Genomic DNA, 12133 nt, shown 5'->3' with positions numbered 1-12133 from the left:
CGTGAAACATCGCATCACGCACATTCACATGAACCGGTTTGCCCAAGAGCGATCAATCACCACATTCCACCAGCGCGTCGCCTCTACCCGAGGTCGATGTTGCTCACACGGCCTTCCTGCTGGACTTTGACGGCACGCTTGTCGACATCGCCCCGCACCCCGATGCCGTGCGTGTCTCTGCGCCGCTGCGCAAAACCCTCGCTGCCTTGCATGCGGCCTGCGGCGGTGCGCTGGCCATCGTCAGCGGGCGCACAGTGCATGACCTCGAATCCCTGCTCGCCCTGCCCGGCCTGGTGATTGCCGGCGTGCACGGCGCGGAACGCCGCTGTGCCGATGGCAACGTTGTCCGCCTGAACACCGACGCAGATGTCATCGCCGAATTGGAGCGTGAACTGCGCGCCGTACTCGTACAACTGCCGGGCGTCATGCTGGAGAGCAAGGGCATTGCCTTCGCGCTGCACTACCGTCACACGCCGGACGCAGAGAACACCGTGCTCGCCTTGGCCAATCGCCTCGCGCATCGCTACGCAGAACACATCCGCCTGCAGGCTGGCAAGATGGTCGTCGAGCTCAAGCCGCGTGGTGCAAGTAAGGGCGATGCCGTACACACCCTGATGACCGAGCCCCCCTTCCTGGGGCGCACGCCATTGTTTGCCGGCGATGACCTGACGGACGAAAGCGCCTTCGACGCGGTGAACACGCTCAACGGCTGGTCGGTCAAGATCGGCACGGGCCCGAGCCAGGCACGGTGGCGCGTGCACGATCCCTCAGCGCTGCGCGCGTGGTTGGCTGCGATGCTTCCAGATCAGCGAGATCGCATATGAGCCGGCTCATTGTGATCTCCAACCGCGTTGCGCCCATGACCGAAGGCCAGGGGACGGCGGGCGGACTGGCCGTCGGCGTGTTCGATGCGCTGCGCGAAACCGGCGGCGTGTGGTTCGGCTGGAGCGGCGAGGTGACGACACAGAGCGCAACCACCGTATCCAGCGAGCCCGCCATCGTTTCCAAGGGCAACATCACCTATGCCACCGTCGGCTTGAGCCGGCGCGACTACGACCAGTACTACCGCGGCTTTGCCAACGCGACGCTGTGGCCGATCTTTCACTACCGCGTCGATCTCGCGCGCTTCCAGCGGCAGGAGTATCACGGCTATCGACGCGTCAACTCGCAGTTCGCGCATCAGCTCAAGGCGCTGGTCGAGCCCGACGACATCCTCTGGGTGCACGACTATCACCTGATTCCATTTGCTGCCGAATGCCGCGCGCTGGGGCTGACCAACCGCATCGGGTTCTTTCTGCACATCCCGTTTCCGGCGCCGGAAATCCTGACGACGATCCCGCCGCACGAAGAGCTGATGCGCGCGCTGTGTGCCTACGACCTGGTCGGATTCCAGACCGAAACCGACCGCGTCGCCTTCTACGACTACATCGAGCGCGAGGCGCGCGGCTACATCGAGAACAAGGAACAGAACGGCCCGGTGCATGCGTTCGGCCACACGCTGCGCGCAGAGGTCTACCCCATCGGCGTGCACCCCGATGAGATCGCACAGCAGGCGGTGTCGTCGCTGGCGCGGCGTAATCCGCTCAGTCCGTTCATGCGGCACACCAACCCTCGCGGTGAACAGACGAACAGCCTGGCGAGCCAACCCAAGCTCATCATGAGCGTGGACCGCCTGGACTATTCAAAAGGGCTGCCTGAGCGCTTCCACGCATTCGAGCAACTGCTTGATGATTTTCCGGACCACCGCCGGCACGTGACCTTCATCCAGATCGCGCCGACCTCGCGCCAGGACGTGCAGAGCTACCAGCAGATTCGCCAACGCCTGGAGGCCGAATCGGGGCGCATCAACGGCAAGCATTCGGAGCTGGACTGGACACCCATCCGCTACATCAACAAGCAATACGAGCGGCGCGTGCTGATGGCGCTGTTCCGCACCTCGCACGTCGGCTACGTCACGCCGCTGCGCGATGGCATGAACCTGGTTGCCAAGGAATACGTGGCCGCGCAGGACCCTGAGGACCCGGGCGTGCTGGTGCTCTCACGTTTTGCCGGTGCGGCGCGCGAGCTGGATGCGGCACTCATCGTCAACCCGTACGACACACGCGGCATGGCCGAGGCACTCAACCGTGCACTGACGATGCCGCTGGAAGAGCGCAAGGCACGCTACGCCCACATGATGGATCGGCTACGCACAGCCAACCTGACGGTCTGGCGCGAGCGCTTCGTGGCCGACCTTCGCAACGTGGCGAGCGATGTGCACGTCGCCTCACATGAGGCTGTTACATAAATTTAGCTTGCTATTAGATAGCACACGATCTAATATGCTCGACATGGACACACGCAAGACCTCCTCTCCGTACCCGAACCTGACGCTGGATGTGCAGCTGTGCTTCGCGTTGTACTCGACCATGATCGGGTTGAACAAGGTATACCGGACGCTGCTCAAGCCCCTGGGCCTGACGTATCCGCAATACCTTGTCATGCTGGTGCTGTGGGAGAACGACGCGCAAACCGTATCAGCTATCGGCGAGCGGCTGTTTCTCGATTCCGCCACCCTCACCCCCATGCTCAAGCGGCTGGAGGCGGCGGGCCTGGTCGAGCGTCAGCGTTCGGAGGCGGATGAGCGGCAAGTGATCATCTCGCTGACGGACGCAGGCTGGCAGCTGCAGGAACGCGCCAAGGACGTGCCGAACTGCATCGGTGCCGCCGCAGAATGCGCGCCGGAGGAGATCGAATCCTTGCGCACACAGTTGAATGACTTGCGCGGGCGGCTCTTCAAACACGCCGCCTGAAGCAAGAGCACGACCCCGCGGGTGCCGCAATGCGCCCGTTTTTTTGAAGTAAATATATAGCACGCTATTTAATAGCAAACTAATTCACCCCAGTGCTTCGGCTCCGACAGTCGTTGCACTTCGCTCCCAACCTTCATCAGGAGAACTGCCATGTCGATCGAAAACGTCGTCTACCGTGCCCAAGCCAACGTCACCGGTGGCCGTGATGGCCGCGCCACCACTGCCGATGGCCGCCTGGATCTGAGCCTGTCCACGCCCCGTGAGCTTGGCGGTGCCGGCGGTCAAGGCACCAACCCCGAGCAGCTGTTTGCTGCCGGCTATAGCGCCTGCTTCATCGGTGCGATGAAGTTCGTCGCGGCACGCGACAAGCTGCGCATTCCGGCGGATGCAAGCGTGCAAGGCACCGTGGGCATCGGCCCGATCCCCAATGGCTTTGGCATCGAAGTCGAACTGGCCATCAGCCTGCCCGGTATGGACCGCGCCGAAGCGCAAACGCTGGTCGAACGCGCTCACATCGTCTGCCCGTACTCGAACGCCACGCGCGGCAACATCGACGTGCGCCTGAACCTGGTCTGATGGTTTGAGCGATTGCGTGGTGTAAAAACGCCCGCCGGTGATAACACACGGCGGGCGTTTTGCATTCAAGCGCCAGCGCTGCCGCTGCGCAGGATGTGCTCGATGTTCGGCGCCTCGTCGTCCTGCGGCGCCAGCATGCCGGCCAGCACGGCATTCATGCGCATCCAGTGCGAGCCCGGCCAGTAGACACGCCGGCAGACATCGCAGGTGCTGAACAGGCGCTGCCGTTCGCGCACACGCGGGGGCACGCTGGCGGCGGCCTCTTCCACGCTCAGCATGCGCAGCGGCACGTTGCACTCCAGGCAGCGCGAAAACGGCTTGGCGGCACCAGCCAGTTGGAAGCGCGCCACGATCTCACGCATCTGCTCTTGCGGCACTTGCGCACGAATAAATGCACCACGCCGGATACCCCGCCGCTTGAGCAATTCGCGATCGCGCGACAGGATGATCCAGTCTTCCTCCTGCGCCAGGGCTTCGATGGCGGCGTCGGCGTAGTTGTTGTCGTAAGCGGTATCGAAACCAGCCATGCGCAGCAGGCGGGCGGTGGCGCCCAGGTGCGCGTCGCACAGAAAGTGCAGCGGCTCACTCGGCAGCGTGGGTTCCACGGCGGACACCACAACGTGCCCATGCACCGGCAGCATGGTTTCGAGCACCTCCACACGGCCATCGACGAACACCTGGCCGATTTCCGTATGCGGCACACCGAGCGCCTCAATGGCGTGCTTGAGCGTGGCGCCCGATGCCCAGGCACGCGCAATGGTGTGCCCGCGCAAGGCCGACGGCAAAAGCGGCGTCAGGTCGGCATCGAACGTGAAAGCGATGGTCTGCATGACTGCCACGATACTCTCAACCCGGCATTGCCGCCCTGACAGCGCAGCCCGCCTGCCCTCACACGGAGATCGCTGCGTGGCGACTGGAGGGCCAAGCCCTGCGCGCCACCCTCCGAACACCGCACGCCGGGCTTTGAGCTCCACGCGTGAAGCCTGGAATGTCATGTCCAGAGTCCTGAGCTCTGTGACTTCCAGATTCCGGGTTCGGTGCTTGGAGTTCTGAGCTCGGCGTTCCGAGTTTTTTTTTCGCGACGCTTGGACTGTTGAGCTCGACGCTCGCGCAAAAAAAAAGGCGTGACCTATTCAGTCACGCCACAACAAGGGAGGAGAAATCAGGGGTGCGGTTTAAGCGCGCGATGCGGTGCTGCCATTCGGGTAGCTGGTGTCGCCATTCCAGGCCAGGTAGCCGTAGGTATCGGCCTGGCGGTCGGCGCCTTGGCTGTACGGGTCAAAGCGATCGCTCTTCCACGCTACGTAGCCGTAGGTATCGGCTTGGCGGTCAGCGCCTTGGCTGTACGGGTCGAAACGGTCACCAGCGCGCGACAGATAGCCGTACGTGTCGGCTTGGCGGCCTGCACCTTGGCTGTACGGGTCGAAGCGGTCACCGGCGCGCGACAGATAGCCGTAGGTGTCTGCCTGGCGGTCGGCGCCTTGGGTGTACGGATCGAAGCGGCCAGCCTGCGTGGCAGCGGGAGCATCGAAGTTGGGTTGCTCTGCAGCGGCGGCCGGTTGGGCCGACAGCAGGGTTGCGGAAGCCGACAGCGTAGCCACCAGGGCCAATGCAGCGCGGCGGGAGAAGAGGGATGAGAGGCGGGAGTTCATGATCGTTTCCTTGTTCGGTTGCGCTCGTTGTGTTGCGCTTGGAACCCAGAATAGATCGTTGCTCCCGATTGATAAATGTGACTTCCGAAAAAAGACTGTTCAGGCGGCGCTAACAATCTGAAGCCGCGGGTTTTCTTTCAACTGCAGGCACGGATGGTCGGCAAACAGCGTCGCCACCCAGTCCACAAACACCCGCACCTTGGGCGAGAGATGGCGGTTGTGCGGGTAGATGACCGACACCGGCAATGCCTCTGAGACGTAGTCCGGCAGCACTTCCACCAGCGCGCCCGACATCAGGTGCTCGTACACCAGGAAGCGCGCCGTCTGCATCAGGCCCAGGCCATGCAACCCGCACGCCACGGCGGATTCCGCATCGTTGACGGACACCATGCCGCGCACCTTGTGGATCTGCTTCTGGCCGTCGATAACGAAATCCCAATCCATGCGGCGCCCGTTGCGCGGCGAGAAGTAGTTCACCGCCGTGTGATCTTGCAGATCCTCCAGCGTCGTGGGCGTGCCGTGCCGCGCGAGGTATTCCGGCGAAGCGCAGTTCACCATCGACAGCTGGCCGATGCGGCGCGCCACCAGGCTGGAATCCTGCAACTCACCCACACGCACGGCGCAATCCACGCCTTCCTGCACCAGGTCGACGGTGCGGTCGCTCATACCGATCTCGAGCTGAAGATCAGGGTACGCGTCGTGAAAATCACGGATACGCGGCACCAGCAACCGTTTGCCAATCGAGCCGGGCACGTCGATACGCAGCGTGCCGCGTGCACCCGATGCGCTTTGTGAGAAGGCGGCTTCGGTCTCTTCCAAGTCACCGAGCAGCCGCACGCAGCGCTCGTAATAAGCCGCACCATCAGCAGTGACATTCACACGGCGTGTGGTCCGGTGCAGCAGGCGCACGCCCAGGTGCGCCTCAAGGCTTTGCACCAGGTTTGTCACTGTGGCGCGGGGTAACTGAAGGCTGTCGGCAGCCTTGGTGAAACTGCTGGCTTCCACAACGCGCGTGAAAACCTGCATGGCCTGCAATCGATCCATCTGCGGCTCCTGAGGGTCGGACTCCACGGGGCGGGCGCACTGCCGGAATCAGAACGGCAATGCGCTGGACCTGTGGAATCTGAAGGGGTGCACCCGGTTGGCTCGATTAATCAACATTGCTGCGCGCAGGGATTTTGCAGCGCAATAAGATCGGCCTCGAGCAATGCCACTTTGTAGCACAACCGTGGATTTTGATTGTTCGGCTGTGACTAATAGTGATGTCTGATTATAGGCATTTATCCGCGATCGTCTAATCACCATCATTCAGCCCATCGACATCCGGGTTATCCGCAAAGGTAAGCCCCGCCTGACATCATGGGTTCTTCTCCACCGCGTCTGGTTGTTTCGGATCGCTCGCTCGCCACCTCGCCGGCTTCAGCCGATGTTCGTGCGGAGCGTTCGCTCTCCGCCAATGGCGCCACCAATGTTGCACGGGATCACCATTTGCGCAGCGCAGCATGCGCATTGCCTGAGCAGCGACTGCCCGCCGGAAAACCGGGGGATGCCCTGCCACGCGAGGTGCGGGCCGAGGATTATTGGACGCAGGGCTACGCCAACCGCATCCGGCTGCGCGTATTCCACCCAGAAATGCACGCCGACGAGGCTGCCCCGCTGCGCCAGCCAGCCGTGCTGTATCTGCATGGCGGCGGCTTCGTGAATGGTTCGATTGACGATGCGGATGCCCCTGCGCGCCACCTTGCGGCCACGCTACCTGCGGTGGTGGTGACGGTCGGCTACTCGCTGGCACCGGCGGCGCCCTTCCCTGCTGCGCCCGAAGATGTGTACGCCGCGCTGTGCTGCATGGCGGAGCATGCCGCCGCCTGGGGCATCGACCGCCGTCGCATGGCCGTGGCCGGTCACGATGCGGGCGGCAACCTGTCGGCCGCGTTGACGATGATCGCGCGTGACCGTGGCGGCCCCAACCTGCGTGCGCAGGTGCTGATCGCCCCCATGCTGGACCCGACCATGGCGCGCGTGCGCCCCGATCACCTGGCCAACGCCACCAACTCGGCCGAAGTCTGCGCTGATTGCTATCGCCAGTACCTGCCCCGACCGACCGAGCGCGTGCATCCGTATGCCGCGCCGGTGGAATCGCGCCGCCTGCAGGGCCTGCCCCCTGCCCTGCTGCTGACGGCCCCGCAAGACTTGCTGCGCACGGAAGCCGAGCGCTACGCCGGCGCCCTTATCGAAGCAGGCGTGGTCACGCAGGTCGTACGCGTGAGCGAGGTCTGTCATGACTCGATTGCCATGAGCGCCGTCGCGCAAGACGAGATGACCTGTTTCCTGCGCTGGCACCTGGGCATGACGCGTCAGGCGGCGACGCCTCGCAAACGCCGCGCACGTGCGGATCGCAAAACCCCAACCTCCATTGACGCAACCGGGGAGACGCCTGGCTGAACCCACAACAACAAGAAACGGAGTGCGAGGCCGCGCGCGTGTTTCTACGCTGCGGCCCAAACGCTTTCCAACCTTTCCTCTTTGCTGACCCAACGAAATCGAGAGACATCATGAGCCTGTCCAAACGCACCATCGCCATTTCGGCTGCAGCAGTGCTTGGCGTTGCCGCCGTGGGCACCTACGGCCTTGTTTCCAGTGCCGGCGCCTCGCAACAACCGGCCGCGCCCGCCGCCACGCCAGTGGATGTGGCACCCGTCGTCGCGCGCAACGTGGCGGAGTGGGATGAATTCTCCGGCCGCATTGAAGCCGTTGAGCGCGTCGAGATCCGTCCGCTGGTGGGCGGCACCGTCACGGCGGTCCACTTCAAGGACGGCAGCATCGTCAAGAAGGGCGACCCGCTGTTCACCATCGACCCGCGCCCCTACGCGGCTGAAGTCGCCCGCACGCAAGCCGCGCTGACCGCCGCCAAATCGCGCGTGGCCTACACCACATCGGAACTCGATCGCGCGCAGAAGCTGGTGGCCGACAACGCCATCGCCCGCCGCGAGTTTGAAGAGAAAGAAAACGCCGCACGCGAGGCGCAGGCCAACCTGCAAGGCGCCGCTGCCGCACTGGATGCTGCCAAGCTGAACCTGGAATACACGCACATCGTGGCGCCGGTCGCAGGCCGTGTGTCGCGTGCAGAAATCACCGTGGGCAACGTGGTCTCCAGCGGTGGTGCTGCGCCGGTGCTGACGACGCTGGTGTCGGTGTCGCCGATGTACGTGGCGTTTGATGCCGACGAGCAGAGCTACCTGCGGTACTCGGCCAAGGCCGCGCAGGGCACCAAGACACCGGTCTATATCGGCCTGGCCAATGAAGACGGCTACACGCGCCAAGGCGCCATCCAGTCCGTCGACAACCGCCTGGATGTGCGCTCGGGCACGATCCGCGTGCGCGCCACGCTGGACAACGCCGACGGCCGCCTCACGCCGGGCCTGTACGCCCGCGTACGCATGAGCACCGGCGCGCCGCACGACGCCATCCTCATCAGCGACAAGGCCATCGGCACGGACCAGGACAAGAAGTTCGTCCTGGTGGTGGATGCAGCCAATAAGACAAGCTATCGCCCGGTTGTGCTGGGTGCCTCCATCGACGGCCTGCGCGTGGTGAAGTCGGGTCTGAAGGCGGGTGATCGCATCGTCGTCAACGGCATCCAGCGCGTGCGCCCGGGTGATGCCGTGGCACCCAATTCGGTGACCATGGATAGCCTGGTCACCAAGCGCGTGGTGCTGCCGGGTGCGCAACCTGAAGCGCCTGCCGCACCCGCCGAGGCCAAAGCCGACACATCCACTGCGCCTGCCGCCAAGGCTGAAACCAAGCCCGCGAACGCCAAGACTGCAGCCAACGCACAACGCCTTCCGGCCGACCGCGCCTGATTGCGACTGACACTCATCGCTCACAGCCATGAACTTCTCTAAATTTTTCGTGGACCGCCCGATCTTTGCGGGCGTGCTCTCCACGCTGATCCTGTTGATCGGGATCATCTCGATCTGGCGATTGCCGATCTCGGAATACCCCGAGGTCGTGCCGCCTTCGGTGGTGGTGCGCGCGCAGTTTCCGGGCGCCAACCCCAAGGTGATTGCCGAGACCGTCGCCTCGCCGCTCGAAGAACAGATCAACGGCGTCGAGAACATGCTGTACATGCAGTCGCAGGCCAACAGCGACGGCAACATGACCACCACGGTCACCTTCAAGCTGGGCACCGATCCGGACAAGGCACAGCAGCTCGTGCAGAACCGCGTGTCGCAAGCGCTGCCGCGCCTGCCAGATGTTGTGCAGCGCCTGGGCGTGACCACCATCAAGAGCAGCCCCGACCTGACGATGGTGGTGCACTTGCTGTCGCCCAATGACCGCTACGACATGACGTACCTGCGTAACTACGCGGTGCTCAACGTCAAGGATCGCTTGGCACGCATCAGCGGCGTCGGCCAGGTGCAACTGTTCGGCTCGGGTGACTACTCGATGCGTGTGTGGCTCGACCCGAACAAGGTGGCCGAGCGCGGTCTGACCGCCAACGAAGTCGTACGTGCCATCCGTGACCAGAACGTGCAGGTGGCTGCCGGTGTGATCGGCGGTTCGCCGTCGGTGCCGGGCACCGACCTGCAACTGTCCGTCAACGCACAGGGCCGTCTGAAGACCGAGCAGGAATTCGGCGACATCATCCTCAAGAGCTCGCCCAATGGCGCAGTGACGTACCTGCGTGACGTGGCCCGCATTGAGCTGGCCGCATCGGAGTACGGCCTGCGCTCGCTGCTGGACAACAAGCAGGCGGTGGCCATTCCGATCTTCCAGGCGCCAGGCTCCAACGCGCTGCAGATTTCGGATGACGTGCGCAAGACGATGGAGGAACTGAAGCAGGACTTTCCCGAAGGCGTCGACTACCGCATCGTCTATGACCCGACGCAGTTCGTCCGATCGAGTATCGAAGCGGTCACACATACATTGCTGGAAGCGGTGGCGCTTGTGGTGCTCGTGGTGATCCTGTTCCTGCAGACGTGGCGTGCATCGATCATTCCGCTGCTGGCGGTGCCGGTGTCCATCATCGGTACGTTTGGCCTGATGCTGATGTTCGGCTTCTCGATCAACGCGCTGTCCCTCTTCGGGCTGGTGCTGGCGATCGGGATCGTGGTGGACGATGCCATCGTGGTGGTGGAAAACGTCGAGCGGAACATCGCCGAAGGGTTATCACCACGCGAGGCCACCTACAAGGCCATGCGTGAGGTGAGCGGCCCGATCATCGCCATCGCCCTGACGCTGATTGCCGTGTTCGTGCCGCTGGCCTTCATGACGGGCCTGACCGGTCAGTTCTACAAGCAATTCGCGCTGACGATCGCAATTTCGACCGTTATCTCGGCATTCAACTCGCTCACGCTATCGCCGGCACTGGCTGCCTTGCTGCTCAAGGGCCATGACGCGCCGAAAGATTGGCTGGCGCGTGTGATGGACAAGGGCCTTGGCTGGATCTTCCGCCCGTTCAACCGCGTGTTTGGTGCGGCTTCGGAATCGTATGGCCGCAGCACGTCGCGCGTGATCGGTCGCAAGGCCGTCATGCTCGGTATCTATCTGGCACTGATCGGACTGACCGCCGTGCTGTTCAACAAGGTGCCGGGCGGCTTCGTGCCGATGCAGGATAAGCAGTACCTGGTGAGCTTTGCGCAACTGCCGGACGGCGCCTCGCTGGACCGCACGGAAGACGTGATCCGCCGCATGTCGGACATCGCCCTGAAGCACCCCGGCGTGGAAAGCGCTGTGGCGTTCCCGGGCCTGTCGATCAACGGCTTCACCAACAGCCCGAGCGCCGGCATTGTGTTCGTCACACTCAAGCCGTTTGACCAGCGCAAAAGCGCCGACCTGTCGGGCGGTGCGATTGCGGGCCAGTTGAACAAGCAGTACGGCGCCATCAAGGATGCGTTCATAGCAGTGTTTCCACCGCCGCCGGTGCAAGGCCTCGGCACGGTGGGTGGCTTCAAGCTGCAACTGGAAGACCGTGGTTCGGTCGGCTACGAACAGCTCTTTGCCGCCACGCAGGCTTTCATGGCGAAGGCACGTCAGACGCCTGAGCTGGGCCCGTCGTTCTCGAGCTACCAGATCAACGTGCCGCAGTTGAATGCCGACCTGGACCGCGTGAAGGCCAAGCAGTTGGGTGTGCCGGTGACGGACGTGTTCGACACCATGCAGGTGTATCTGGGCTCGCTGTACGTGAACGACTTCAACCGCTTCGGCCGCACGTATCAGGTGAAGGTGCAGGCAGACGCGCCGTTCCGCGCCCATGCAGAAGACATCCTGCAACTGAAGACGCGTAACGCCGCTGGCGACATGGTGCCGCTGTCTTCCCTGCTGCGTGTGTCGCAAGGCTTTGGCCCCGACATGGTGGTGCGCTACAACGGCTACACCTCGGCTGACATCAACGGTGGTCCGGCACCGGGCTTCTCGTCGGGCCAGGCACAGGCGGCTGTGGAACGCATTGCGCATGAAACGCTGCCCAAGGGCGTGCGCTTCGAGTGGACGGACCTGACGTATCAGCAAATCCTGGCCGGTAACTCCGCCGTGTGGATCTTCCCGATCTGCGTGCTGCTGGTGTTCCTGGTGCTGGCTGCGCAGTACGAAAGCCTGACGCTGCCGCTGGCCGTGATCCTGATCGTGCCGATGAGCCTGTTTGCCGCCATGCTGGGTGTGTGGCTCTCGCATGGCGACAACAACATCTTCACGCAGATCGGTTTGGTGGTGCTGGTGGGGCTGGCGTGCAAGAACGCGATCCTGATTGTCGAATTTGCCCGCGAGCTTGAACTGCAAGGACGCTCCATCGTGGAAGCCGCCATCGAGGCCTGCCGCCTGCGTCTGCGCCCGATTCTGATGACGTCCATCGCCTTCATCATGGGTGTGGTGCCCCTGGTGGTGTCGACCGGCGCCGGTGCGGAAATGCGTCATGCCATGGGTGTGGCCGTGTTCGCGGGGATGCTGGGGGTGACGCTGTTCGGCCTGTTCCTCACGCCGGTGTTCTATGTGCTGCTGCGCACGCTGGCCACGCGCCGCGGCCAGCGTGCGGAAGATGCACCCGATCGTGATCTGGACCTGGATGGCGCATTGCCCGTGCCCTCAGGTCAGCACTAAGGTCAACACTAATCAAGA

Annotated in this window: 10 protein-coding genes; 7 read left to right on the top strand and 3 right to left on the bottom strand. The window is 63.5% G+C overall.

Annotated features, from left to right (window positions below; genetic code table 11):
* Positions 1–38: 38 nt before the first annotated feature.
* The 4 genes from otsB (at position 39) to F7R11_RS25660 (ending at position 3368) form a co-directional block, all read left to right on the top strand.
* Positions 39–824 (top strand): trehalose-phosphatase, encoded by a 786-nt coding sequence (otsB, locus tag F7R11_RS25675; protein WP_064806918.1) that lies wholly within the window; start codon positions 39–41, stop codon positions 822–824.
* Entirely contained in the window at positions 821–2287 is a 1467-nt protein-coding gene (gene otsA / locus F7R11_RS25670) for an alpha,alpha-trehalose-phosphate synthase (UDP-forming) (RefSeq protein ID WP_064806916.1), read from the top strand. The genes otsB and otsA overlap by 4 nt, the downstream gene beginning before the upstream one ends.
* Before the next feature lie 43 nt (positions 2288–2330).
* Positions 2331–2792, top strand: a complete 462-nt coding sequence (locus F7R11_RS25665; RefSeq protein WP_031328651.1) for a MarR family winged helix-turn-helix transcriptional regulator — start codon at positions 2331–2333, stop codon at positions 2790–2792.
* Between the two features lie 150 nt (positions 2793–2942).
* On the top strand, positions 2943–3368 hold the full coding sequence (locus F7R11_RS25660) for an organic hydroperoxide resistance protein (RefSeq protein ID WP_021192600.1): 426 nt from the start codon (positions 2943–2945) through the stop codon (positions 3366–3368).
* A 65-nt stretch (positions 3369–3433) separates the two neighbouring features.
* Here F7R11_RS25660 and F7R11_RS25655 read toward each other — a convergent pair whose 3' ends face one another.
* The 3 genes from F7R11_RS25655 to F7R11_RS25645 form a co-directional block, all read right to left on the bottom strand.
* On the bottom strand, positions 3434–4198 hold the full coding sequence (locus F7R11_RS25655; protein ID WP_064806915.1) for a Mut7-C RNAse domain-containing protein: 765 nt from the start codon (positions 4196–4198) through the stop codon (positions 3434–3436).
* 345 nt (positions 4199–4543) lie between these two features.
* Positions 4544–5020 (bottom strand): hypothetical protein, encoded by a 477-nt coding sequence (locus tag F7R11_RS25650; RefSeq protein WP_064806913.1) that lies wholly within the window; start codon positions 5018–5020, stop codon positions 4544–4546.
* Between the two features lie 99 nt (positions 5021–5119).
* Positions 5120–6064: a LysR family transcriptional regulator gene (locus F7R11_RS25645; protein WP_021192603.1), complete on the bottom strand. Its 945-nt coding sequence runs from the start codon at positions 6062–6064 to the stop codon at positions 5120–5122.
* Between the two features lie 315 nt (positions 6065–6379).
* On the opposite strand from F7R11_RS25645, the gene F7R11_RS25640 reads away from it, so the two are divergent.
* The 3 genes from F7R11_RS25640 to F7R11_RS25630 all read left to right on the top strand — a co-directional run bounded on the left by F7R11_RS25640 (position 6380) and on the right by F7R11_RS25630 (position 12115).
* Positions 6380–7462 carry an alpha/beta hydrolase gene (locus tag F7R11_RS25640; RefSeq protein WP_064806908.1) on the top strand — a complete coding sequence of 361 codons (1083 nt, stop codon included), beginning with the start codon at positions 6380–6382 and terminating at the stop codon, positions 7460–7462.
* Between the two features lie 110 nt (positions 7463–7572).
* Positions 7573–8880, top strand: a complete 1308-nt coding sequence (locus F7R11_RS25635) for an efflux RND transporter periplasmic adaptor subunit (RefSeq protein WP_064806907.1) — start codon at positions 7573–7575, stop codon at positions 8878–8880.
* A gap of 28 nt (positions 8881–8908) precedes the next feature.
* Positions 8909–12115 (top strand): efflux RND transporter permease subunit, encoded by a 3207-nt coding sequence (locus tag F7R11_RS25630; protein ID WP_064806906.1) that lies wholly within the window; start codon positions 8909–8911, stop codon positions 12113–12115.
* The last annotated feature ends 18 nt before the right edge of the window (positions 12116–12133 follow it).

It is taken from the genome of Ralstonia insidiosa (assembly GCF_008801405.1).
In the GTDB taxonomy this organism is placed as follows: domain Bacteria; phylum Pseudomonadota; class Gammaproteobacteria; order Burkholderiales; family Burkholderiaceae; genus Ralstonia; species Ralstonia insidiosa.
This window is presented reverse-complemented; position numbering and strand designations above follow the sequence as displayed.